General features: G+C 49.7%; 23 protein-coding genes, 3 tRNA genes and 1 pseudogene. 20 read left to right on the plus strand and 7 right to left on the minus strand.

Annotation, left to right across the window (positions count from 1 at the left end):
- Positions 1-65: 65 nt before the first annotated feature.
- Positions 66-986, plus strand: coding sequence for a formate dehydrogenase accessory protein FdhE (fdhE, locus tag H4O27_RS08130; protein WP_165009215.1), 921 nt, complete (start codon positions 66-68; stop codon positions 984-986).
- Between the two features lie 95 nt (positions 987-1,081).
- Here the strand turns inward: fdhE and H4O27_RS08135 are convergent, their stop codons facing one another.
- Positions 1,082-1,444, minus strand: coding sequence for a hypothetical protein (locus tag H4O27_RS08135; RefSeq protein ID WP_165009213.1), 363 nt, complete (start codon positions 1,442-1,444; stop codon positions 1,082-1,084).
- Positions 1,445-1,725: 281 nt separating this feature from the next.
- Between H4O27_RS08135 and H4O27_RS13670 the strand changes: the two are divergent.
- Positions 1,726-2,506 (plus strand): annotated as a pseudogene (locus H4O27_RS13670) (integrase core domain-containing protein); the annotation flags it as partial.
- An 85-nt stretch (positions 2,507-2,591) separates the two neighbouring features.
- On the opposite strand, the gene H4O27_RS08145 reads toward H4O27_RS13670, so the two are convergent.
- Positions 2,592-2,676: transfer RNA gene (locus H4O27_RS08145), tRNA-Leu, on the minus strand.
- A gap of 171 nt (positions 2,677-2,847) precedes the next feature.
- On the opposite strand from H4O27_RS08145, the gene H4O27_RS08150 reads away from it, so the two are divergent.
- From H4O27_RS08150 to H4O27_RS13625, 7 genes are all read left to right on the plus strand, one after another.
- Positions 2,848-3,522 carry a hypothetical protein gene (locus tag H4O27_RS08150; RefSeq protein WP_165009211.1) on the plus strand — a complete coding sequence of 225 codons (675 nt, stop codon included), beginning with the start codon at positions 2,848-2,850 and terminating at the stop codon, positions 3,520-3,522.
- Positions 3,515-4,114, plus strand: coding sequence for a GTP cyclohydrolase II (gene ribA, locus H4O27_RS08155; protein WP_165009209.1), 600 nt, complete (start codon positions 3,515-3,517; stop codon positions 4,112-4,114). Before H4O27_RS08150 ends, ribA begins: the two co-directional genes overlap by 8 nt.
- A gap of 108 nt (positions 4,115-4,222) precedes the next feature.
- A tRNA-Val gene (locus H4O27_RS08160) sits at positions 4,223-4,298 on the plus strand.
- Positions 4,299-4,332: 34 nt separating this feature from the next.
- Positions 4,333-4,409, plus strand: a tRNA-Asp gene (locus H4O27_RS08165).
- Positions 4,410-4,565: 156 nt separating this feature from the next.
- The gene (locus tag H4O27_RS08170) at positions 4,566-5,666 is read left to right on the plus strand and encodes a conjugal transfer protein (protein WP_165009207.1); all 1,101 of its coding nucleotides are present in this window, start codon (positions 4,566-4,568) and stop codon (positions 5,664-5,666) included.
- The gene (locus H4O27_RS08175) at positions 5,663-6,127 is read left to right on the plus strand and encodes a low molecular weight protein-tyrosine-phosphatase (protein ID WP_165009204.1); all 465 of its coding nucleotides are present in this window, start codon (positions 5,663-5,665) and stop codon (positions 6,125-6,127) included. The genes H4O27_RS08170 and H4O27_RS08175 overlap by 4 nt, the downstream gene beginning before the upstream one ends.
- A gap of 231 nt (positions 6,128-6,358) precedes the next feature.
- Complete coding sequence (locus tag H4O27_RS13625) at positions 6,359-6,592, plus strand: hypothetical protein (protein WP_165009202.1); 234 nt, start codon at positions 6,359-6,361, stop codon at positions 6,590-6,592.
- 110 nt (positions 6,593-6,702) lie between these two features.
- Here H4O27_RS13625 and H4O27_RS08185 read toward each other — a convergent pair whose 3' ends face one another.
- Positions 6,703-8,235 carry a pyridoxal phosphate-dependent decarboxylase family protein gene (locus H4O27_RS08185; RefSeq protein WP_165009200.1) on the minus strand — a complete coding sequence of 511 codons (1,533 nt, stop codon included), beginning with the start codon at positions 8,233-8,235 and terminating at the stop codon, positions 6,703-6,705.
- A complete protein-coding gene (locus H4O27_RS08190; RefSeq protein ID WP_165009198.1) occupies positions 8,235-9,608 on the minus strand; it encodes a diaminobutyrate--2-oxoglutarate transaminase in 1,374 nt (457 codons plus the stop codon). The genes H4O27_RS08185 and H4O27_RS08190 overlap by 1 nt, the downstream gene beginning before the upstream one ends.
- Before the next feature lie 548 nt (positions 9,609-10,156).
- On the opposite strand from H4O27_RS08190, the gene fumC reads away from it, so the two are divergent.
- On the plus strand, positions 10,157-11,545 hold the full coding sequence (fumC, locus tag H4O27_RS08195) for a class II fumarate hydratase (RefSeq protein ID WP_165009196.1): 1,389 nt from the start codon (positions 10,157-10,159) through the stop codon (positions 11,543-11,545).
- A 109-nt stretch (positions 11,546-11,654) separates the two neighbouring features.
- Here fumC and clpA read toward each other — a convergent pair whose 3' ends face one another.
- Both clpA and clpS read right to left on the minus strand, forming a co-directional pair.
- Positions 11,655-13,940 (minus strand): ATP-dependent Clp protease ATP-binding subunit ClpA, encoded by a 2,286-nt coding sequence (gene clpA, locus H4O27_RS08200; RefSeq protein ID WP_165009194.1) that lies wholly within the window; start codon positions 13,938-13,940, stop codon positions 11,655-11,657.
- A gap of 3 nt (positions 13,941-13,943) precedes the next feature.
- Positions 13,944-14,255: an ATP-dependent Clp protease adapter ClpS gene (gene clpS / locus H4O27_RS08205; protein WP_165009192.1), complete on the minus strand. Its 312-nt coding sequence runs from the start codon at positions 14,253-14,255 to the stop codon at positions 13,944-13,946.
- 305 nt (positions 14,256-14,560) lie between these two features.
- Here clpS and H4O27_RS08210 point away from each other — a divergent pair, with 305 nt between their 5' ends.
- The 6 genes from H4O27_RS08210 to arsB all read left to right on the plus strand — a co-directional run bounded on the left by H4O27_RS08210 (position 14,561) and on the right by arsB (position 17,411).
- A complete protein-coding gene (locus H4O27_RS08210) occupies positions 14,561-14,764 on the plus strand; it encodes a cold-shock protein (RefSeq protein WP_016687461.1) in 204 nt (67 codons plus the stop codon).
- A gap of 4 nt (positions 14,765-14,768) precedes the next feature.
- A complete protein-coding gene (locus H4O27_RS08215) occupies positions 14,769-14,969 on the plus strand; it encodes a hypothetical protein (protein ID WP_226883385.1) in 201 nt (66 codons plus the stop codon).
- Between the two features lie 45 nt (positions 14,970-15,014).
- The gene (locus tag H4O27_RS08220; protein WP_165009190.1) at positions 15,015-15,236 is read left to right on the plus strand and encodes a DUF1653 domain-containing protein; all 222 of its coding nucleotides are present in this window, start codon (positions 15,015-15,017) and stop codon (positions 15,234-15,236) included.
- A gap of 106 nt (positions 15,237-15,342) precedes the next feature.
- A complete protein-coding gene (smpB, locus tag H4O27_RS08225) occupies positions 15,343-15,789 on the plus strand; it encodes an SsrA-binding protein SmpB (protein ID WP_100564311.1) in 447 nt (148 codons plus the stop codon).
- A 196-nt stretch (positions 15,790-15,985) separates the two neighbouring features.
- The gene (locus H4O27_RS08230; protein WP_165009188.1) at positions 15,986-16,333 is read left to right on the plus strand and encodes a hypothetical protein; all 348 of its coding nucleotides are present in this window, start codon (positions 15,986-15,988) and stop codon (positions 16,331-16,333) included.
- 64 nt (positions 16,334-16,397) lie between these two features.
- Entirely contained in the window at positions 16,398-17,411 is a 1,014-nt protein-coding gene (gene arsB, locus H4O27_RS08235; protein WP_165009186.1) for an ACR3 family arsenite efflux transporter, read from the plus strand.
- Between the two features lie 86 nt (positions 17,412-17,497).
- On the opposite strand, the gene H4O27_RS08240 is transcribed toward arsB, so the two are convergent.
- Entirely contained in the window at positions 17,498-18,625 is a 1,128-nt protein-coding gene (locus H4O27_RS08240; RefSeq protein WP_165009185.1) for a porin, read from the minus strand.
- A gap of 465 nt (positions 18,626-19,090) precedes the next feature.
- On the opposite strand from H4O27_RS08240, the gene H4O27_RS08245 reads away from it, so the two are divergent.
- From H4O27_RS08245 to H4O27_RS08260, 4 genes are read left to right on the plus strand one after another with little or no spacing between them, the layout of a single operon-like run.
- Positions 19,091-20,269, plus strand: a complete 1,179-nt coding sequence (locus H4O27_RS08245; RefSeq protein WP_226883386.1) for a glycosyltransferase family protein — start codon at positions 19,091-19,093, stop codon at positions 20,267-20,269.
- Positions 20,270-20,301: 32 nt separating this feature from the next.
- Positions 20,302-21,555, plus strand: coding sequence for a glycosyltransferase (locus H4O27_RS08250; protein ID WP_165009184.1), 1,254 nt, complete (start codon positions 20,302-20,304; stop codon positions 21,553-21,555).
- A complete protein-coding gene (locus tag H4O27_RS08255) occupies positions 21,552-22,739 on the plus strand; it encodes a glycosyltransferase family 4 protein (RefSeq protein ID WP_165009183.1) in 1,188 nt (395 codons plus the stop codon). The genes H4O27_RS08250 and H4O27_RS08255 overlap by 4 nt, the downstream gene beginning before the upstream one ends.
- Before the next feature lie 18 nt (positions 22,740-22,757).
- The gene (locus tag H4O27_RS08260) at positions 22,758-24,707 is read left to right on the plus strand and encodes an ABC transporter ATP-binding protein (protein WP_165009182.1); all 1,950 of its coding nucleotides are present in this window, start codon (positions 22,758-22,760) and stop codon (positions 24,705-24,707) included.
- The last annotated feature ends 14 nt before the right edge of the window (positions 24,708-24,721 follow it).

Here is a 24,721-nt window from a genome sequence, read left to right on the forward strand (position 1 = left end):
TCACATATATTTTCAGACGGCCTGTTGATGAACAGGCCGTCTGAAACACACCGCAAGGAAAGTACATGAAAACCACCACCATCAAGCCTGTTGAAGAAATCCAAAAAGGCTTGTTCCACACCCCTTTCTGGCTGGCACCGGAACAAGAAGTCTTTGCCGAACGCGCGGTGCGTTTCAAAGAATTGGCGCAGGCAGACAAAAGCGAATGGAATCTTTACTTGACGTTGCTTGCCACCGTTTGCGAAGCACAACAAGCTGTGATGGCACGCCATGATTTGACCTTAAATCAATTGGGAGAAGGAGCAACCGTTTTGCCGGAAGCCTTAAATGGCTATGTGCCGTCTGAATTTTTTGAGGTATTCGGCGATATTTTGAAAGAGGTGAACGGCAAAATCACCGCTACCGCTGCTATTGAAGTGAGCAAATTAAAAGCCTTAAGCCAAGAACGAGCCGAAGCCTTGGCCAAGCGCGTATTGACCCAAACCACCGAAAACCAAGACCGCCCTGCCGAAATCTGGATACAAGCCGCATTGCAAGTAATTTGGACAGCATGGGCATTGCAATTGACCGAAGACCATGTGCCGCCAACCGAAGAGCGTACCATCTGCCCTTGCTGCGGCACCGAACCGGTCGGCAGCGTGGTGTTAATCAAAGGTGAGTTAAACGGCTTACGCTACATGCACTGCCCATTGTGCAACAGTCGCTGGAACGTGCTGCGCGCTAAATGCCCAACCTGCGGCGATGCGGGCAACATGCGCATTCAACACATTGATGAAAAAAGCGCCCCTGAATTGGCGCCCGTATATCAAGGTGCGCATGCCGAAAGCTGCAAATCCTGCCACAGCTACCGCAAGCTCTACCGTCTCGACAAACAGCAATACGCCGATCCGGTAGCCGATGACTTAGCTTCACTGGGCTTGGATATTGTCATCGGCGAAGCCGGTTTCGACCGTGCCGGCGGCAATCCGTTTTTATTGTTGGATTAATCCAGCCATTGCGTTATCAAAATAAAAAGGCTGTCTGAAAATAAATTTTTCAGACAGCCTTTATATATTCAATCGCCCAAACCAATCACATCTTATTAACGCAGTACCGGTTCACATTTGGTTTGGAATTTATTGTTTCTATCATCATAGGTCAGGGTTGTGACCCCATCTACAATGGTCAATTCAGTGGCATTTCCAAAGAAACCGGCATTATTTTGGAAACGCTCACCTTGGCCTGCCGGTGCTTTTTGCAATACTGCGCTTGGGTTGCCGGCTACGTTCAGCGCAGTCACTTTCACACGGTCAGCACCGCCTTTAGTCGTACCGGAAACACGGATTTTTGCACCGTTATCACACACAAAATCATGCTCTGCCTCGACCTGCTGCGGGTGCACCGAGCTACACGCTGCCAAAACCGCCGCAACCGGTAATACTGCTAACAAACGAACTACTTTCATACCCACCTCCTATCGTATTAAATTATTGTATTAAATTATTAATATTAATAAATTTATCTCACTAAACTACAATTTCATACTAGCAAAACCGATTTGAGATAGCAAACCGGTCTGGTTAAGAATGATTTATTTATCCCTTAAAAAACAGTCACAAACAGCAAAACATCATTTTATTTACCTGTTTTTCATAATAAAAATAAACGGTTAAAATAACAGTGTAAAAAAACATTAGTTGTAAGAAAAGCTAGCGTTGTTTACAGTATTTGAAAGACAATACTGCCATGAACATCCACAAAAACAACCGACTGACACCACATCAACGCCAAGCCGTTTGGCGCGCCTAGACACAGGATAAAATTACCGTTACTTCACCGGCCCGGCAGTACCAAGCCAGCAGAGTCACCATTTACCGTATCTCCTTAAGGCCGCACAGCTGCAACTGCCCGCACCGCAAAACAGTACCAACAACCGTTTCAAACAAGCCAAATATGGCATGAAACGTTTGGCTAAAGTTGAAAAAGCCATCGAAGAAAAGCTCAAGGAACAGGCTAAACGCCACAATAAGTCGTCCCCCGGCGAAATGGTGCATTTCGACACCAAACGGCGGCCCTTATTGCAGAATCAAAAAGCAACCGACCCAAGGGATTACATGTTTGTCGCCATCCGCGAACCGTATGCAGCCGTTTTGCCTGACCGTACTGCCGCCGATGTGGCCAAGTTCCTTTTGCATGATGTGATTGATTACTGTGCGTATACCATTGAGTGTGCCCACTCGGATAATGGCATGGAATATCGGGGCAATGCGTCACATCCGTTTGCGGTTGCCCGTGTGCAAAACAATATTGGTCAAAAGTTTGCCCGTATTGCCCGACCGCAGACGAACGGTAAAGCAGAACGGGGGATCCTTACCTTGATGGAAATGTGGCATGATAAGTTCCCATTTAAAAATTCGGAAGACCGGCAAAAGGAGTTGTGCCGTTTTGTGAATTTTTATAATACGGTTAAGCCGCATAAGGGATTGAAAGGTGTGATACGCCTTTTGAGGTTTTACAGGCTTATTTTCCCAACCTGTTGTGTAAACAACGCGACTGTTTCTTACATATTAGACGTAAAAAAAGCAGCTTTGAAAGCTGCATCTTTTTCAGTATGGTGCGGACGGAGAGACTCGAACTCTCACACCTCGCGGCGCCAGAACCTAAATCTGGTGCGTCTACCAATTTCGCCACGTCCGCAAACCAAGTAGCGGATTATACACACAATCAAAAAGCATGCAAAGCCTATTCTGTCTTGAAAAAGGGTATAATCAGCATCATATTGAAACAAATTAACTATTTAACGGCCGTCTGAAAAGTTTGGTTTCACCTTTTCAGACGGTCTCGCTACTGCATCTTGAGGAATGGCACATGCCAAGATTATTAATTGAAGATTTTCTGCGGACACAAGGCTTAAAGCTGTCCGTCGATGACGTTTATGTTGCTTATACCGCAGCGCAGGCGGTGATTAACATGGGCAATGCCGCGATTGACCGCTCGGTATTGTGGCCGGAAAAAAACGGCTTCAAGCTGGCGGAACACATCGAGCCGAATGCCGATAACGATGCTTTGTTGAAACAGATTTTTATGGTTTTGGATTCGGTATACAGCCGCCAAGCCAACATTAAAAGTGCGGCAGTTTATGCCCATATGCCGTCTGAAACACTGATGCCGAAATTGGTTTTACTCACCCAGCAAGGCTTGGGATTGGAACCGCATTTGGATGTGAATGAAGACAACAGCCAAATCTACCTGGCTTCCCGAACCGCGCAAAGCGGCTGGATGAATGTGGCCGACGATATTGCTTACTGGCTGACTTTGGGTGAAATTTCAGGTGAACGCAATGCAGGCAGCAAGGCTCAAGTATCCGTACCGATTTGCACGAAAAGCGGTGCAGTTTTGGGTGTAGTACATATTGAGTTTAACGATAAAGGCCAAACGGACGATGCTTCGTTAGCCGAATGGACTGCCTTATCATTGGCTTTGAGCGAGCCGATGAAAGCGCTGTTAAACGTGGTGGAAGACGAGGAAACGCAAGATGACTAAAGCAGTAAAATTCGTGGCTTCTTGCCGTTTGCCGACCGAATTCGGCATTTTTACCATGTATGGTTTTGAAGAAGAAAGCGGCCAAGAACACGTAGCTTTGGTGATGGGTGATGTTTCAGACGGCCTGCCCGTTTTGTCTCGCATTCACTCGGAATGCCTGACCGGCGATGCCCTATTCTCACAAAAATGCGATTGCGGCCCGCAACTGCAGGCAGCGATGCAGGCGGTACAGCAAGAAGGCCGCGGTGTGATTGTTTACCTGCGCCAAGAAGGCCGCGGTATCGGTTTGATTAACAAAATCCGCGCCTATCAATTGCAAGACCAAGGCCGCGACACAGTAGAAGCCAATGTCGAACTCGGCCTGCCGGTCGATGCCCGAGATTTCACTTTGGCCAAAAGCATTTACGACCATTTGGGCGTGCATGAAGTGAAACTCTTGACCAACAACCCGGAAAAAGTCAAAACGCTGCAAAACGCCGATATTAATGTCGTGGCGCGCATTCCGTTACAAGTTGGTGAAAATGTTGAAAACGAGCGCTATCTGCATACAAAAGCAGATAAATTGGGGCATTTTCTTTATGAAAAATCCTAATTACTGATAGGCTGTCTGAAAATTTTTATTTTAGTTTCAACAAGCTGGCAAACAAGCTGCATAAATCGCTTGTGCATGATGCGGATATTTGGTTTAATTCGGCTTCTCGGGTGATTAGCTCAGTTGGTAGAGCGTCTGCCTTACAAGCAGAATGTCGGCGGTTCGACTCCGTCATCACCCACCAAGTTTCCTGCAGTTGTGGCAACACAATTGCTTGCGCGGTGGTAGCTCAGTTGGTTAGAGTACCGGCCTGTCACGCCGGGGGTCGCGGGTTCGAGCCCCGTCCGCCGCGCCAAAATTAAAAAGCACTGATTCATATCAGTGCTTTTTTCATTTCTATTATCAGCCAAATCAAGCGGATAGAAATTTTCTCCGCTTCATACCCGACTGTTTCAGTCAGTTATTGTTATAATCTTTGCTCTTTTCAAAACAAAAATATCAAAGGTAGAAAATGAACACCCCTTTCATTCTTGCCGACACACGACCTTACCCTGAAACACCGGTTAAAAACAATCTCTTGCTGCACGCTTCCAACTTGGCGCATAGCACGTCTGCCGCACAGCGCAAACTCTCCGCCGAATCGCTGCAAACCGAAATCCGCGGTATGTTTCAGCAAAATTATTATTTAGGTTTGTCGGTGGCCATGAGCATGGTGGCCGATGCGGAAAGCTACAAAGTCTTGCTCGACAACCTGATCACGGTTTTAAATGCCGAAAAAGACGAAGAAAGCCAATGGTTTGCCATGCCTTTGGTATTGGTGGCCGGCTGTAACCAAGATCAAACCCTGACTTTGAACGTACCGACTGCTGCGTTGTTTGCCGTGTTGGAAAACCATCCGCATTTGCGCGCGCTCAACCAAGCGACATGGCTGCCGTTTCTCGTGCCGTCAACTGCATTGAGCGAAATCAATGCCGGGCAATGGTTTGAAGCCAAACAAAATCCTGAAGCTGCTGCACAATTTGCCGCACAATTTATGCCGTCTGAACTGCAGATTCCAAGCGGCCAATCGGTGCATGTGGTGTTTGCCTTGGGCTACGGCGACAAAAAGCTGCAACAATCACTCAACCAAAACCTGTTAAAAGCAGGTTTGCCGCTGATGCAGGTGTGGCAGGAAGCACTCACCCGACCGGGCCTAACCTTATTCGTCAATCCCCTGTCGCCCGACGCGCCGTTATCTGCTTTGACAACCGGCAGCCACATGCGCCAGCGCATGGCAATGGACGTATTCGCCACCAACGCCATCCGCGCCATCCGCATGCAAAGCCCGCGCGTGGGCGTGGTGGTCGCCGCCAAAGCCGGCGGACAGATTCAATTCGGTTTCAACGCCACCGACAGTGCATTTGAAATTGCACCGCAAATCTATACTTGGACCTTATCGCCAACCGACAACATCGCCGTTATCCAGCAGAATTTCTTGGATTTAATGGCCGAATGCCGTGTAGAACATGTTTACATGCTGCATGACGTGGTTCCGGAAAACAGCGAATTGCCAACCTACGCCCAAGCCTTGAAATCAGCAGGGCACAACCCCTTTTTCGCAGAACAGTCATGAAAACCTACCGTATTTTATTCGTGTGCCTCGGCAATATCTGCCGTTCACCGATGGGTGAATTTGTATTGCGCCACCGCGCTGAAGAAGCCGGTGTCGGCCACTGCATTCGCACCGACAGCGCCGGTACTTCCGGCTGGCACGACGGTGAGAACATGCACCAAGGTACACGGCAAATACTGGCTCAACAAGGCATAGACAACACCGGCTTTACCAGCAGCAAAGTCAAACGCAGCGACATCGATCATTATGATTACATTCTGGCGATGGACGACAACAATTTGTGCGATTTGGAAAACCTGTTCGGCAAACATCCCGAGAAATTGTTCAAACTGACCGATTTGATTCCCGAGAGCGGTTACAACCATGTACCCGACCCGTGGTACACCGGCGATTTTGACGAAACTTTCCGCTTGGTCGATTCGGCCAGCATAGCTTTGTTGAAAAAACTGGATTTGGCTTGAAGATTTAAAATCAATGGTTGAAATCAAACAAGGCCGAGACCTTTGCAAAATTCCCTTTCCCAAACAATAAAGGTTACTTGAGTTATCAAGTAACCTTTATTTCCCTCCAAACACACATATTTCCCTAAGTTTCCCACAAATCCTGATACCCAAGCGCCCGATTTTCCGAGTACTCCCCCCTTCCAGCAGCAGGAGCAATGAGGCTGAATTTGTTTGCCGCCGGCGGTTTGGATGATGGCGGTGGCTTTTTCTACTTTTAAGGCCTTTTTCGGTGAACTGCCGGTCAATCGGTTCCGACGGATAAGGCAACGTTTGGTCTTGCGCCAACCGTTTGCGGCAGCGGCGGTCGCGGATGCAGCGGTTTTTTTGTTGCTCAAGACAGGTATGGATGGGTTGCCAATCGATAATTTTGCTGATTTTGAGCAGTGGGAAGCGGTCGATGCCCTGATGGCAATGATGGGTTGAGCGGTTTGTTGGAAGAAGCTGCCCATAAAAAATCCTCTAAATTCGGTTTAGGGGAATTTAGAGGATTTTTTTTGGGGGCGGTCTTTCAGCTTTATCGCTCAATCAAAGCATTAATCAATCGGCGGCGTGTAGCTGCCCGCAGCAATCGCATCTTTAATGCGTTCGGCTTCCTGCTGCACTTGTGCCAACAGATTTTGCACGTTCTCGAGCGTGGCAATCGGGCTGAGCAAGGTCATTTTCAATGATTGTACACCGCCGACCTTGGTGACTCCGATATTGGCTTCGCCACGCGCAAACAATTCGTCAGCCACGTTTTGATTCAGGCTGTCGATGTGTTCGGTCGGACAGCCTTTCGGATTCACGCGGAACAAAATCGAAGCAAACTGTGGTGCGAGTGTCATTTCCAAGCCGTCGGTGGCGTTGATATACCGCTCAACTTCTTTTGCCAGCTTAACGCCGTTGTCGATTATCGAACCGTACAGCGTTTCGCCTAAAGCCTCGATGGTAAGCCACAATTTCAATGCATCGAAGCGGCGCGTGGTTTGCAGTGATTTCGACACTAAATTAGGCACGCCATGTTCGGCATCGTAAGCAGAATTCAGATACTCGGCTTCATAATGGATGAAGCGGAAATCTGCTTCGTTTTTCAGCAAAAATGCGCCGCAGGAAATGCTTTGGAAAAAGTGTTTGTGAAAATCGAGCGTCACCGAATCGGCCGATTCAATGCCGTCAATCATATGACGGAACTCATTGGAAAGCAGCAGCGCACCGCCCCAAGCCGCATCGATGTGCACCCACGCGCCGTGGCGGTCGGCTTCGGCACGCACGGCTTTCAAATCGTCAATCGCGCCGGCATCGGTGGTGCCCGCGGTGGCGACCACGCAGGCAATGATTTTGCCTTCGTCCGCCAAACGGTCGAGCGTTTGCGCCAATGCGGCGGTATCGATTTGGCCGTAGCGGTTGGTCGGCACGGTCACTACCGATTGAAAGCCCATGCCCATCATCGCCATGTTTTTCTGCACCGAAAAATGCGCGTTTTCCGAACAAACCACTTTTACTTTTTGCAGCGCATCAGGCGGCAGGCCGTCGCGTTGAACGCTCCATTCAAGGCCGTCTGAAGTTTGCCAATGCTTGGCAATGCAGGCATCGCGTGCCAACAATACGCCCATCAGATTGGATTGCGTGCCGCCGGACGTAAATACGCCTGCCGTGCCTTTGCCGTAACCAAGCTTTTGGCGCAACCAGTCGATCATCTGCACTTCCATCAATGAAGCCGCCGGGCTTTGATCCCATGAGTCCATCGATTGGTTGGCGGCATTAATCAACACTTCCGCCACTTGGCTGGTGACTAAGGTCGGGCAATGCAAATGCGCCAAGGAATGCGGGTGATGCACTTTTAAGCTGTTGTTTAAAAACAGCTCTATAGCACGCTGCAAGGCTTCATTCAAGCCCAAACCGTTTTCAGACGGCCTGAACGATACTTTGTCACGCAATTGGCGAATACTGCCGCCGGCGTACATTTTGTCTTCGTTCAACCACGCCGCTACCGCCTGCACCGCCTCATTCATCGCTGCCTGATAATCGGCTACTGATTGCGGATGGTTGCAGAGCAATGCGCGTTGGTGTTGTGAAAAATCTGCCATTATACGCCCCGCACTTTATTCAGCGCGTCAGCCAATGACCGGCGGAAGCGGCGCAAAAATTCTTCGCTCTCTTCGCGGCTGATAATCAGCGGTGCCAATATGCGTACGACTGTACCGTTGCGGCCGCCGCGTTCCAGTAATAATTTATTGGCGAAGCAGGCTTTTTGGATTTCCGCCGCCAATCCGGCATCAGCCGGCAGCGAACCCATATGGTCGGCAGGCAGGCGTTCATCGACAATTTCAATACCGATCATCAGCCCGCGGCCGCGCACGTTGCCGATACATGGAAATTCCTGTGCCATTTTTTTCAATTCGGCTTGGATGAAATCGCCTTGGGTTTGCGCGTTTTGCGCCAAGTTTTGCACTTTCATCACTTGCAGCGAGGCATAACCGGCGGCCATCGCCAATTGATTGCCGCGGAAAGTGCCGGTGTGTCCGGCCGGCTGCCATGCATCGAATTCTTTTTTAATCGCCAACACGGCCAACGGCAAGCTGCCGCCGACGGCTTTTGACATCACCACCACATCCGGCTCAATCTCGGCATGTTGGAAAGCAAACATTTTGCCCGAACGGCAGAATCCGGCCTGCACTTCGTCTACAATCATCAAAATACCGTGTTTGGCGGTGACTTCGCGGATCTTTTTCAACCACTTAGCAGGAGCAACCACCACGCCGCCTTCACCCTGAATCGCTTCCAGAATCACCGCTGCCGGTTTGACCACACCGCTTTCTACGTCTTCGATAAAATTTTCAAAATAATAAGTCAGTGCTTCGGCACCGGCTTCGCCGCCAATACCCAGCGGACAACGGTATTCGTGCGGATACGGCAGAAACTGCACGCCCGGCATCAGGTTTTGCACCGCGTTTTTCGCACTCAAATTACCGGTTAAGGCCAACGAGCCTTGGGTCATGCCATGGTAGCCGCCGGAAAAGCTGATGACATTGCCGCGGCCGGTAAAGGTTTTGGCCAATTTAACCGCTGCTTCGGCGGCATCCGCACCGGTCGGGCCGCAAAATTGCAGGCGGTAGTTTTCTTTGCCGCCGGGAAAATGTGCCAACAAAGCTTCGGAAAACGCATCTTTCAACGGCGTGGTGATGTCTAAGGTATGCAAGGGCAAACCGCTGGCCAACGTATCTTGAATACTTTGAATCACGGCCGGATGATTGTGCCCCAAAGCCAAAGTGCCGGCACCGGCCAAGCAGTCCAGATAATCATTGCCTTCAACGTCAGTCACCCAACAGCCTTGTGCTTTGGCAATGGCCAACGGCAATTTGCGCGGATAGCTGCGGACATTGGATTCCATCTCGTTTTGACGGGTTAAGTAATGCTCATTGCTGGCATTGGAAATAGGATTTACAGGCGTAACGCTCATATCTGATTACCATCTCGGATAAGGGTTATCGGGCAGGAAGATAAAATGCCCTTAAGAACAGGTTTTACCGTGTGATAAAACCCCCACAATGGGTGCTAACAGCAATAAAGCTGCGCACCCCATGCAGTACGCGGTCTCGAATAGCAGCCTGCCTTTATGACTATGGGTTGAATCGCAGGTACTAAAAAGAAAAAACGCCCGGAATCGGCAAAACCGACCCGTAGCGTACTGGCAAGTGGACGGAATAATACGCCGATTTTAAAAAAAATAAAGTGTTTTTTGAATTTTTATTTAATTTATTTTCTATTGATAATTAAATTTTGATTTATTTTTAGTATTATTAAAATCGACACGATAATGCTAATTTAGCTGTTTTTCATTGAAAACAGGGCTATTTATCACGAAAAGGCCGTCTGAAAAAGTTTTAAACATAAGTTTACTCAAATCCTTATCTAAAAATATTCAGACGGCCTTTTCACAACACGTATGACTGGCATATAATCAACTTATGCGAATGGTTCGCATTTTAAATTAAGACAGGAGAAATCATGACTACCCGTACCGAACACGACACTATGGGCGATGTTGAAGTGCCGTCTGAAGCCTATTGGGGTGCGCAAACCCAACGCAGCCGCGACAATTTCAAAATCGGCGGCGAAACCCTGCCCAAGCCGTTAATCTACGCCATGGCCTTGGTCAAAAAAGCCGCCGCTGCCGCCAATGTCTCTCTGGGACGCATCAAAGCCGAACAAGGCGATTTGATTATGCAGGCGGCGGATGATGTGTTAAACGGCAAACTCGACGGCCAATTCCCGCTGGTGGTGTGGCAGACCGGCTCGGGTACGCAATCTAATATGAACATGAACGAAGTCATCGCCAACCGTGCCAATGAAATTGCGGGCAGCGGTCTGGCCGCGTATCAGCCTGTCCATCCCAACGACCACGTCAATCACGCGCAATCGACCAACGACAGCTTCCCGACCGCCATTCACGTTGCCGCCGCCATCGAAATCAACCGCCTGCTGATTCCGGCAGTCACAGCCCTGCGCAACACGCTGGATGCCAAGGCCAAAGCATTTGAACCGATTGTCAAAATCGGCCGCACCCACTTACAAGATGCCACGCCGCTGACATTAGGTCAGGAATTTTCCGGCTACGTTTCCCAGCTCGACCATGGTTTAGGCCGTCTGAACGATGCCTTGCAAGGGCTTTATGAATTGCCTTTGGGCGGCACCGCGGTCGGCACCGGTTTGAACAGCCATCCGGAATACGCTGAAAAATCAGCCGCCAAACTTGCCGAATTATCCGGCTTGCCGTTTGTCACCGCTCCAAACAAATTTGAAGCCTTGGCCGGACGCGATGCCGCCGTGTACGCTTCGGGTGCACTGAAGACTTTGGCCGCGGGCCTGAACAAAATCGCCAACGACGTCCGCTGGCTGGCTTCCGGCCCGCGCTGCGGCTTGGGCGAAATCAAAATTCCGGAAAACGAGCCGGGTTCATCCATCATGCCGGGTAAAGTCAACCCGACCCAATGCGAAGCGCTGACCATGGTGTGCTGCCAAGTATTCGGCAACGATGTGACCATCGGTATGGCGGGCGCATCGGGCAATTTTGAATTGAACGTGTACATGCCCGTCATCGGCTACAACCTGCTGCAGTCTATCCGCCTACTGGGCGATGCCTGCAACAGCTTTAACGAGCATTGCGCCGTCGGCATCGAACCGGTACCGGAAAAAATCGACTATTTCCTGCACCATTCATTGATGCTGGTCACCGCTCTAAACCGCAAAATCGGCTATGAGAACGCCGCCAAAGTTGCCAAAACCGCTTACAAAAACGACCGTTCCCTGCGCGAGACCGCCATCGATCTGGGCTTATTGAGCGGCGAAGAATTTGATGAATTGGTCGTGCCTGCCAATATGGTGCATCCGCGTTGAAAAAATTTTTAAATTAGATTTTAAACATAGTAAAAGGCCGTCTGAAAATTAATTTTCAGACGGCCTTTCTTAGTAATACTAACGCAATTCGACGCATAATCCGTCTTTTTCAGACGGCCTCTTGCGTTTTCTTCTTGGCCGCGCCTTTTTGGAACTTCAGTACCACCTCGCCTTTATCACGGCTCCAGTCGATTTTGACATAGCCGCCTTCTGCCAACTTACCGAAGAGCAATTCATCGGCCAAGGCTTTGCGGATTTTTTCCTGAATCAGGCGGTGCATTGGGCGGGCTCCCATTTGCGGGTCAAATCCTTTTTCTGCCAAGTATTTACGCAATACCGGCGTGAATTCGGCTTCGACTTTTTTGTCGAGCAGCTGATGTTCCAATTGCAGCAGGAATTTGTCCGCCACTTTGATAATAATCGGCTCGGACAAGGGCGCAAACGGAATAATGGCATCCAAACGGTTGCGGAATTCAGGCGTAAACATTTTGTTGACGGCCTGTATTTCGTCGCCGCGCTCGTGCTTGCCGGTAAAGCCGAAGGTCGGGCGGCTCAGGCTTTCGGCACCGGCATTGGTGGTCATAATCAGAATGACGTTGCGGAAATCCGCACTTTTGCCGTTATTGTCGGTTAATCGGCCTGCGTCCATCACTTGCAGCAACACGTTGAAAATATCGGGATGCGCTTTTTCGATTTCATCCAACAACAGTACGCAATGCGGTTGCTTATTAACTGCTTCCGTCAGCAAACCGCCTTGATCAAATCCGACATAGCCCGGCGGCGCACCGATTAAGCGTGACACGGCATGGCGTTCCATGTATTCCGACATATCAAAGCGTTGCAGCGGCACGCCCAACGAGAAGGCCAATTGGCGGGCAACTTCGGTTTTGCCCACACCGGTCGGGCCGGAAAACAGGAAGCTGCCGATCGGTTTATCAGGCAAACCCAAACCGGAACGCGACATTTTCACGGCGGCAACCAAAGCTTCGATGGCATCGTCTTGGCCGTAAACCATGTTTTTCAAATCGCGAGCCAAGAATTGCAGCACTTTCTTATCGTCGTGCGACACGGTTTTTTCCGGAATACGGGCAACTTTGGCAACCACCGATTCGATTTGCTCCTTGCCGATGACTTTTTTCTGCTTGGATTTGGGCAGAATGCGTTGCGCCGCACCGGCTTCGTCCATTACATCAATGGCTTTGTCAGGCAAGAAACGCTCGTTGATATAGCGGGCGGAAAGCTCGGCGGCGGCTTCCAATGCGCCTTGGGTGTAGCGCACTTGGTGAAAACTTTCAAACATCGGTTTCAAGCCGCGCAGGATTTGCACGGTTTCGTCTACGGTCGGCTCGACCATGTCGATTTTTTGGAATCGGCGGCTCAAAGCGTGGTCTTTGTCGAAAATGGTGCGGTATTCGTCGTAAGTGGTTGCGCCGATACAGCGTAACAAGCCTTTGGCCAATGCCGGTTTAAGCAGGTTGGACGCATCCATCGTGCCGCCGCTGGTGCTGCCCGCGCCGATGATGGTGTGGATTTCGTCGATAAACAAAATGGCGTGTTCGACTTTTTCCAATTGTTTCAACACGGCTTTTACACGCGCTTCAAAATCGCCGCGGTATTTGGTACCGGCCAGCAATGCACCCATGTCCAGCGAATACACCACGGCATTTCGCAGCGTTTCCGGCACGTTGCCGTTCACAACCTGATGCGCCAAGCCTTCTGCCAATGCGGTTTTGCCAACACCCGCCTCGCCCACCAGCAAAGGATTGTTTTTGCGGCGGCGGCACAAAATCTGCACCAAGCGTTCCATTTCGTGCTTTCGGCCGATGAGCGGATCGATGCGGCCGGCGTTGGCTTCGTCATTTAAGTTGACGCAGTATTTGGCCAACGGATTGCCTTTTTCTTCGCCCTGCCCGCCTTCTTCGGCATCTTGGCCGTCTGAAGATTCTTGTACAGCCGCATTCAAACCGCCATGTGCAATGCTGCGCAAAATTTCAAAACGGCTCACGGATTGCAGCTTCAGGAAATACACGGCATGGCTGTCGCTCTCGCTCATAAGCGCCACCAGCAAATCCAGCGGCGAAACTTCGCTTTTACCTGCTGATTGGGTGTGCACCATGGCGCGTTGGATCACGCGCTGAAAGCCTAATGTCGGCTGCGTTTCGGTGTTGTCCAATAAATGCTCGGGAATCTGCGGCGTGTTTTCGGTCACGCTGTCGGTGAGCTGGTCGGACAATAATTTCAAATCGGTGCCACACTCGGCAAGCGTGTTTCTGACGGCTTCGCTTTCATCAATCAACACCAGCAATAAATGCTCTAAGCTGATGAATTCATAGCGTTCGCCGCGCGCTTCGGTATAAAGCACCTGTAAAATACGTTCCAATTCTGATGACAGCATGGATTAAACCTCCTCAACGATACATTGCAGCGGATGGCCTTCTGCCTTGGCGCGCTGCATGACTTGCTGCTGCTTGGTTTGGGCAATATCGCGTGTATATGTGCCGCACAAGCCCTTGCCCTCATGATGAACCAGCAGCATCACCGCGACGGCTTGTTCTTCGCCCAACATGAAAATTTCGGTTAACACTGCCACCACAAAATCCATGGTCGTGTAATCGTCGTTTAACAGGAAAACGCCGTAACGTTTCGGCGGCTGGGTTTGTCGGTCATTTATTAATGTTTCCGACTCGTGGCGGGTGTGGTTATTGCTCATGTATATGTGGCTCCAAAACCGTTTTTAAACCGGGCTTAGCACAATATCACGTACTCTGCGCAAATCTATGCTTAATAAATAAAAAACGGGGCGTTTCTGTTGTATTTTGTACTATTTTAATAAAATTTCCGCTTTTTCCCAAACATTACTTGACTACAGACATTAACGAATGTAAAAAGACAGTTAAGCAGAGCCGGCACTCGAAGAAGCATAATTGTTTTTAGGGAGAAACTTGAAACTTTTAGGTTTAACGTATTGCCTTATTTGCTGTTTTTGTTAAATTTTTTAAGTATAGGAAGTTCTCAATGGCAACCGGTATCGTAAAATGGTTCAACGACGCTAAAGGTTTTGGTTTCATCACTCCGGATGAAGGTGGCGAAGACTTGTTCGCCCACTTCTCCGCGATCAACATGGATGGTTTCAAAACCCTGAAAGAAGGCCAACGCGTGTCTTTCGAAGTGACCACCGGCCCTAAAGGCAAACAAGCTGCTAACATTCAGGCTGCTTAAATGAATGCGCGGCGTAAGCCGTAATGTGATGGCGGGATATCCCGCCATTTTTTATTGGTACGACATGGGCGATTATCAACATGCATTAATGCAACTTGATGAGTTAATTGCATATTTTTGCAACCAAGGCGAAGTTTTCCGTGCCGTTGCCGAAGCGCAAGACTGCCTTTTAATCGAACCGGCCGATTCAAAACCACCTCACTAAAGACATCACTAACCCCAACCTTTTTTACCAACGCCATATCCGATCATGAAACATCCCATTCCTGCCGGCATTTACCGCCACTACAAGGGCAATCTTTACGAAGTCAACGGCCTTGCCCGCCACAGCGAAACCGAAGAAGAATTGGTCGTTTACCGCGCTTTATACGGCGAATTCGGTTTGTGGGTACGCCCTGCCGCTATGTTTGCTGAAACCGTTGAATTCAACGGCGAAACGGTAGCACGTTTTGCCTTAGTGAAAGCATTTTAAACATTTGCCGGTTTTCAGACGGCCTCAAAGCTCTTGGCCTGTTATTTCCCTTTTTCAGACGGCCTGATAAAATAGGCCGTCTGAAAACCTATAAAGAATCAGCATTATGAGTATTGCCAATAATAAAAAAGCCTTTCACGATTACTTTATCGAAGACCAAATTGAAGCCGGTTTGGTGCTGGAAGGGTGGGAAGTAAAAGCTATCCGTGCCGGCCGTGTGCAGCTCAAAGAAAGCTATATCTACTGGAAAAAAGACGCGTTTTATCTGGTCGGTTGCCACGTCACTGCCCTGCCGACCGCTTCGACCCACGTCAAACCGGATCCGGTCCGCCCGCGCAAATTACTGCTCAATCAAGCCGAGATTAACAAACTTATCGGCAAAACCGAACGTGCCGGTTACACCATCGTACCGCTTAATCTGCATTACAACCGCGGCCGCATCAAAATGGAAATCGGTTTGGCGAAGGGTAAAAAACAACACGACAAACGCCAAAGCCTGAAAGAAGCCGATTGGAAACGTGAGAAACAGCGCTTGATGAAGGTAACTCGTTAATTATCCATGTTTTTCAGACGGCCTTTGAACATAATCCCAAGGCCGTCTGAAATATTTGCAGCCGATAGTTTTACACATTCCTCCTCAATCCTTGCCCAAAAACACGCAAGATTGCACTTTATCAGCTTTTCAAGATGCGCTTCTGCCACAATAATGATGCCATCTTAAAACCCAGTATCCTGCGAAGGGAAACACCATGCGACAAGCCTCACTTGCCCTGCCTTTGTTTTTAATTCTGTTTGGTGCGGTTTGGTTTTTAAAAACCACCGGCATTCTGCCTGCCACCGCAACCCTGATTGCCATCGGCTTAGCCGTGGCGGGATTGGCGGTGATGGTTATGGACGGCATCAACAAGCAATCGATTATTTCCGGCCCGATTTTGATGTATATCGGCGCAGCCATTTACCTGCGCATCGAATACTGGTTTGCCTACTCTCCACTGATTGCCTTGGGCATGATGGTGCTGGGCTGCTTATTACTGCTCTCGCGCAGCAGCATGATTCCATATAAAATACCCAAGCATACCGACCGCTTATCCCGATAAACTGAAAGGCCGAGAATCACTCGGCCTTTTTTCTTTTAATCATTCAATTATTTTTAGATAAATTATGGGTATTTTCGAACGATTTCTCAGTATCTGGGTGTTACTCGCCATTGCCGCCGGTGTCATCATCGGTACCATTTTTCCGCAGACCATTCAATACATTGCCTTGATGGAAATGGCACACATCAACTTACCTGTCGCCGTGTTGATTTGGCTGATGATTTATCCGATGATGATTCAAATCGATTGGTCAGCCATTAAAGATGCCGGTCAGAAACCGAAAGGTTTGATGATGACGGTCGTGGTAAACTGGCTGGTAAAACCCTTTACCATGGCGCTTATCGGTTGGCTGTTTTTCCGCGGGCTGTTTGCGCCTTGGATCGATCCGCAATCGGCTCAAGAATACATCGCCGGCATAATTTTGCTCGGTGCCGCACCCTGTACCGCCATGGTATTTATATGGTCACAACTGGTGAAAGGCGACCCGAATTACACGCTGGTGCAAGTCTCGGTTAATGACATTATTATGATTTTTGCCTTTGCACCCATTGCCGGATTTTTATTGGGCGTGAGCGACATCAGCATTCCTTGGCAAACCTTGGTTTACAGCATGATTTTATATGTGTTGCTGCCGCTTTTGGCCGGATTAAGCACGCGTAAAATCCTGCTGAACAAAAGCCTTCCGGTTGACTCGTTTACGGTCAAGCTCAAGCCTTTTTCTATCTTCGGCTTATTGCTGACCGTGGTGTTATTGTTCGCTTTTCAGGCGCAAACCATTTTAAGCCGGCCATTTATCATTGTGCTGATTGCCATTCCTTTGTTGGTACAAACCTACGGCATTTTCTTTCTCGGCTATTGGGCAGCCAAACGCCTGAATTTACCGCATGAAATTGCTGCTCCCGCCTGCCTGATCGGCACCAGTAATTTCTTTGAATTGGCTGTTGCAGTTGCCATTTCTTTATTCGGCCTACATTCCGGAGCCGCATTGGCTACGGTGGCCGGCGTATTGGTAGAAGTGCCGGTAATGCTGTCTTTAGTGGCTTGGATTAACCGCCGTAATCAATCGCCAGCTTCCTAACTTAAACCGAAATATTTATTGTCCGTTTACGACAAAAGGCCGTCTGAACATTTCAGACGGCCTTTTTCTATTCCATCAGACAAATTTTACCAAGAAACACGCAAACCGACTACAGTAGCGTAATTGCGTTCTTTGGTGCGTAACTCACCGTTACGATATTGCTTGGAACGCGTGGTTTGCACTTCGGCAAAAGTCTTCACATCAATCAATTCGCCTTTCGGAATCAAGTAATACTCCGTGCCGACCATAAATTGATGTTGCTTCTCTTTGCGGTCAGAAGAAGACACTTGGTCACGCTTTTCAGTTTTGTAGGCATACATGCCGTAAGCACGCCAATCTCCGGTTAACTTGTGGTAAACAGCAGTACGGATTTCATCGTTGGTGCGTTTATGGCCTGCCTCCTCCTCGTCCTTACGGATACGGCGTTCGATGTCGAGGCCAACGGTGGTGTCGCCAAATGTATACGCCGTGCCGAACGCATAAGCGGTGCGGATATAGTCCGCCGGCTCTTCTTGGCGGTAACGCTCGCGGGTTGCACCCACGGCAACATTCCATTCGTCACCATCATTGACTTTAAATGTTTTTATCAAACCGGCACCTATAATATCTTTACGGGTTTCGCTCAAACCATCATTACCACGCGGACTGCGGCCACCGTAAAACACACCGGTTTTGATACCTTGATCTTTGTTTTCATATTTATATTGAACCGAACGGCGTGCACCTGATGCCAACAGGCCATCGCTCAGGCTCAAAGTGTTGGCCAAATCGGTTTGCTTCACATCATCCGTAATCAACGTTTGGTTGCCGTATGTCAGTTCGCCATAACGTTTATGACCGATTCCTCCGTATAATTGGCGGGTGTAGATATGGTCAAAATCATGGTTAGACGGACGGTCAACGCCGTTACTGTCTTTACCGCGGAAGCGCCACTCCACACGGCCTAAAGCATAAAGATCGCCATTACCCAAAGACTGTTTGGCTTTAAAGCCGAAACGCGAGCCGTTGTTGGTAATCGGATGATTTTTACTTTCTTTAGTGGTTTCGCCCTTGCGAACATCGGTTGCTTTATCGGCTGAGGTTTCCCATTTGATACGGGCAGAGCCGGCAAAATCGATTTTGGTGCCGGTTTCATCGCTTTCAAATACCGTCGCCGCACCGGCCGGCAGGGCGATGGCGGCAGATAATAAAAACGTCAGTGCCGTTTTATTCATGGTTGAGATTCCTTAAAAAAAAATAGGTTAGCTATTTAGTGAATTGGCGCAAGTCTATCTGTGTTTTATTGACAAAGCAACATCCAAACTTAAACAAATAAACAATAACTACAGTTAATTTAACTATTTCGTTTAATAATTTTCTATATTATTTTAATTTTGTTAAAAAAAGAAAAATTAAATTTACGCCTTACCCTCTTTTGATAATGCCAACAGCAATAAAATTTATACAAAAAATATGCACAGCTTTGGTTTAACTAATCGCAGCCATGTTTTGATTATTGCCCGGCGCAAATATCGATTTGTTTACTCCGGTATAAATGTTAAGAAAACAAACCTATCCGTAAATTATCGAAATGGCTGATATTTGGCGTTAATGCTACATTAGCGCCCTTTTCGAGCATTTCACCATACTGTCGGCGCAATCGTCGGCAAGTTTACCCAACAACCGAAGCAATGATTCACATGGAAAGAGACTGTAAAACCTCCCCCCGCATAGCCTTTTATTCACACGACACAATGGGCTTAGGACACATCCGCCGCAATATCCTGCTGGCGCAATCTGCCTTGGAAGCGTATCCCGATGCCGAAGTTTTATTGATTTCCGGCGTACGCGAATCCGGCGCATTCAAACTGCCCAAAGGCGCCGACAGCGTCACCCTGCCGACTTATTTCAAAACGGTGCAGGGCGAATATATTCCCCGTTCGCTGGGCAAAAGTGTCAAGCGTCTGACCCATATCCGCAAAAACATCATTCACGCTGCTTTAGAAGCTTTCAAACCCGACATCATGGTGGTCGACAACGTGCCGCGCGGTGCGATGAACGAGCTGGACAACATCCTGCCAGAGCTGGCCAGCCGCGGCACGCACATCGTATTAGGCGTGCGCGACATCATCGATGAACCGGAGACCGTACGCAGCCAATGGAAAAAACTGCAAAACATCGAAATCATCCGTCTGTATTTTTCAAGTATTTGGGTGTATGGCGACCCGAATCTCTACAACTTTGCCGACGAATACCAAATTGCGCCCGATATTGTTGAAAAACTGCACTATGTCGGCTATCTCGACCAAAGCCGCCGCATGGAAGTTCGCGGCCTGCGCGTCGGCGCTTCCGAAATCGAAAGCCCTTTTGCTTTGTGCGCTTTGGGCGGCGGGCAAGACGGTTTTGAAGTGGCACAAGCCTTTATCCAATCCACCCTGCCTGAAAATTGGCGCGGGCTGTTGATTACCGGCGCATTGATGCCGGAAGAGCAACGCGCCCGACTGCATGCCATGGCCAAAGAGCGGCCGCTGCAAGACATCAAAGTGGTCGATTTTGTGCCCGAGCCTTTGAAAATCATGCGCGAAGCGGAATGCATTATTTCAATGGGCGGCTACAACACCACCACCGAAATCCTGTCGTTCAACAAACGCGCACTGATTGTGCCGCGCATTAAGCCGCGCACCGAGCAATGGATACGCGCTTCTCGATTAGCGCAAAACGGCATCATTGAATGCCTGCATCCTGATGAGTTGAGTTCGGATGCTCTGAGTGCCTTTATGCAATCGGCGAAACCTCAAGCCGATGCCCGTACCAGCCTGCGCTTTGACGGCCTTGATCGCGTGGCGGCTGAAATCGGCACCATTCTTAAAAACCATTAGTTTTGATATCCCTATTGATAAGCGAAGATCTCATGAATCCGCATACTGAACACTCCGCCACCCCACTTTACGTCGGCTACGTTTTGAAACGCTACCCACGCTTTTCCGAAACCTTTGTCGTGAATGAAATTTTGGCACACGAACGTGAAAACTTGAAAATCGACATTTTTGCCTTGGGGCCGGTTGAAGAAACCCATTTCCAAGACGGCATTTCCAAAGTGCGCGCACCGGTCACGCGTTACGACAACAAACAATACAAACCCGAAGCAGTATGGCAACTGTTTCAGACGGCCTTTAAAGAGTTGCCCGACTTTGGCAAACATTTAGCCGAAGCCAGCTGTAATGTGCATGAATTGGCACAAAGCATCATGTTGGCTTTGCAGATCAAGATACGCGGTATTCAGCACCTGCATGCCCACTTCGGTACCCAAGCCACCACCGTTGCCAGACAAGCTGCTATTTTTGCGGGCATCAGCTACACCTTTACCGCCCACGCCAAAGACATTTATTTCCAATATGCCGAATCTGTCGAGCTGGATAAGAAAATGCGCGATGCCGCCGCTACCGTGACCGTATCCGATTACAACTTGGCTTACTTGCGCGAGCAATACGGCGAAGATGCCTCTAACGCCCTGCGCATTTACAACGGCATGGATTTAGGCAAATTCCCTTACGCCGAATTCGGTTCACGCGAACGCCACATTGTCGCCGTCGGCCGCTTAGTGCCGAAAAAAGGTTTTGACGTTTTGCTGGATGCTTTGGCTTTGCTGAAAAAACAAAATGTCGCGTTCCGCTGCACCCTGATTGGCGGCGGTCCATTGCAAGCGCCTTTGGCCGAGCAAATCGAAACCTTGGGTTTGGCCGGTTTAGTCACCATGGTCGGCCCTATGCCGCAACCGGACATCATCGACTTGATGAAAAGTGCCAATATGGTGGTCGCACCTTGTGTCATCAGCGAAGACGGTGACCGCGACGGTTTACCGACCGTATTGCTCGAATCCATGGCTTTGGGTACGCCGGTGATTTCAACGCAAGTGGCCGGTATTCCGGAATTGGTTTCAGACGGCCTTACCGGTTTATGTGTGCCGGAACGCGATCCCCAAGCCTTAGCCGATGCCGTGCAGCGCTTGCTGGAAGACCATGATTTGTGCCGCACCTTGGCACAAAACGGCCGTCGGCTTATCGAGCAGGAATATGATGAAGACCTCAATACCGTCAAATTGCGTGCATTGTTTACCGATGCCGTTGCCCGACAATCTATCGCAAACCAAGGGAGCAAAACATGAGAGTAGCCTACATCTGCGCCGACCCCGGCATTCCCGTTTTCGGCACCAAAGGCGCTTCCGTACATGTACAGGAAGTGATTAAAGGCATGTTGCAAAAAGGGCTGGACGTGACCCTGTTTGCGCAACGCTTAGACGGCGATGTACCTGAAGAATTAAAAAACATCACCATCCGCCGCTTGGATAAATTACCGAAAGATTCCGCCGAAATCCGCGCCCGCGCCGCATTGGATGCCAATAACAAATTGGCCGCCATGCTGGAAGCGGAAGCTCCGTTCGACATAGTCTACGAGCGTTATTCACTGTGGAGCAATGCCGGTATGCAGTTTGCCAAACAACACGGCTGTGCAGGCATTTTGGAAGTGAACGCCCCTTTAATCGAAGAGCAGAAGAAGCACCGCGAATTGCCTTTGGAAGACGAAGCGCAAGCCATCGCCGAATCAGTGTTTGCCAATGCCGATGCCATGATTGCGGTGTCGCCGGGCGTAAAACAATATTTGGAAACCTTTCCTAAAGCACAAGGCCGCGTGCATGTGGTGGCCAACGGCGTGTCTTTGGAACGTTTCGCCCCTGCCGCTGCGGCAAATGCATCGCGTTTAGACCGCCTGCACAGCAATGCGCCCGCTACCATCGGCTTTTTGGGCACGCTCAAACCGTGGCACGGCTTGGCGACTTTGGTGGAAGCATGGGCTTTGTTGCGCGCGAAAAAACCGCAAGCCGACCTGCTGATTGTCGGCGACGGGCCTGAGTATGAATCGGTAAAAAACCGCATCGACAGCCTCGGCCTTTCAGACGGCGTGACCTTCAGTGGTGCGGTGCAGCCTGATGAAGTACCGCAATGGTTGGGAAAAATGGACATTGCCGTCGCACCTTATCCGCACATGGAACACTTCTATTTCTCTCCATTGAAAATTTACGAATACATGGCCGCCGGTATTGCGCTGGTAGCCACACGTGTCGGCCATTTGGAAAGCGTGGTTTCAGACGGCCTCAACGGCGTATTAGTCGAAGCGGAAAATCCTGAAGCCATGGCGCAATGTTTGCATGATTTGCTTGATCAGCCGGAACGCCTACGACAGCTCGGCCACAACGCCCGACTGACTGCCGAACGGTCGCACAGTTGGCTGGCTGTGGTAAACAAAATTTTAGAGATTGCCGCTGCTACAGGCCGTCTGAAAAACGCCTAACCCACAAGATTGATACCAATGCAAAACAACAATAATCAACACGACAAACCGCGCCTTTTCAGCCGGTGGCGTAAAACAATACCGAACGATGCGGCCGGCAGCTTGACCAACAGCTCGTGGTGGAAAGTCGCTTACCGCTTCCGATCCTACATCCGTCCCGAGCGCTGGCTGATTGCCGGTTCGCTGCTCTCCCTGCTCACGGCAACCTTTGTACGCCTGCTCAAACCCTTGCCGTTGGCGTTTGCGGTCGACCATATTTTGGTGTCGGTCGTCGAACATGTCGACAAAATCGACGACGGCATCGCCAATGAAACGGCCGTCAAAAATATCCAATTCGAGAACATGATGTTCGGCATGACGTTGGAATCCATCGATACGCAATATCTGCTGTTGGGCTGCAGCTTAGCGGTTATCCTGATTGCGCTGTTGATGGCAGCCGGCAACTATTTCAGCACCATCGGCTTATCGCTGGCAGGCAGCCGTATTTTGGCCAAAGTGCGCAGCGATTTGTTCGCTCATTTGCTCGGTTTGTCGATGCGTTTTCACTCGAAAGCGAAAAACGGCGATTTGACCATGCGCTTGGTCAGTGACGTGGCCATGCTGCGCGAAGCAGTGGTAACGGCACTGATGCCGATGTTGGCGAATATTTTTGTGTTGAGCGGCATGCTCGGCGTAATGCTGTATTTGAATTGGAAGCTGGCTCTGTTTGCGATTGCCTCGCTGCCGCTGTTGTGGCTGACAACCAACCGTTCCGGCAAACGCATCCACCAAGTCAGCCGTGAACAGCGTAAAAAAGAAGGCAACCTGGCTTCCAAAGCCTCGGAATATTTTGCATCTATCCGCACCATTCAATCGCTGTCGCTGGAAGGCGAAACCATCCGAAGCTTTGAAGGCAACAACAGCCAAAGCCGCAAACAGGAAGTCAAATCTAAAAAGCTGGCGGCAGGTTTGGAGCGACGCGTCGATATTTTGGTGGCGTTCGTGACTGCTTTCGTGTTGTTTTACGGTGCCAATTCGGTATTGAAAAAACTGATGTCACCGGGCGAACTGATTGTGTTTATGTCGTATCTCAATAATTCGTTCCGTCCGGTGCGCGAATACGCCAAATACACCGCACGTTTGTCGAAAGCCTTGGCAGCGGGCGAGCGCATTGTCGATGCGCTCGATCAGCAGTCGGATATCACCGACAAGCCGGGTGCAGAAGATTTAACCCATACCCGCGGCCAAATTCATTTTGACCACGTGCGCTTTACCTACCAAGATCCCGGCCAAAGTGAAACGGCTGTGCTGGAAGATGTAAATTTCCACATTCTTTCCGGTGAAAGCGTGGCGATTGTCGGCCCTTCCGGCTCCGGCAAAACCACGCTGACCAGCCTGCTGCTGCGTCTGTACGAACCCCAAAGCGGTGCCGTGCGCATCGACGGGCAAGACATCCGCAATTACACCATCGCCAGCATGCGCAAACACATTGCCGTGGTGCCGCAAGACAATCTGCTGTTTGGCTTGAGCGTGCGCGATAACATTGCCTTGGGGGCGCTGCACAACAGCGGCGACGTTAAAGACGAAGAAATCATTGCCGCAGCCAAAATGGCCAATGCGCACGATTTCATCATGGCCATGCCCGAAGGTTACGACACGGTATTGAGTGAGCGCGGCGGTTCGCTTTCCGGCGGCCAACGCCAACGCATCGCCATCGCACGCGCAGCTATCAACCGCAGCACCATCTTGGTGTTGGACGAACCTACCGTCGGCCTTGACCGTGAAAGTGAAAGCCATGTGATCAATGCATTGCATAAATTGATGAAATCGCGCACCACCATTGTGATTACCCACGACTTGGCTTTTGCCGCCACCACCGACCGCATTATTTTCATTGAAAAAGGCGTGGTCATAGAACAAGGCAGCCATGAACAACTGCTTGCCCGCGGCGGCCATTACGCCGGCTGGTGGAAAATGCAGATTAGTTAAACCAGAAGGACCAT

Origin of the sequence: Neisseria yangbaofengii (assembly GCF_014898075.1) — a bacterium.
In the GTDB taxonomy this organism is placed as follows: Bacteria; Pseudomonadota; Gammaproteobacteria; order Burkholderiales; family Neisseriaceae; genus Neisseria; species Neisseria yangbaofengii.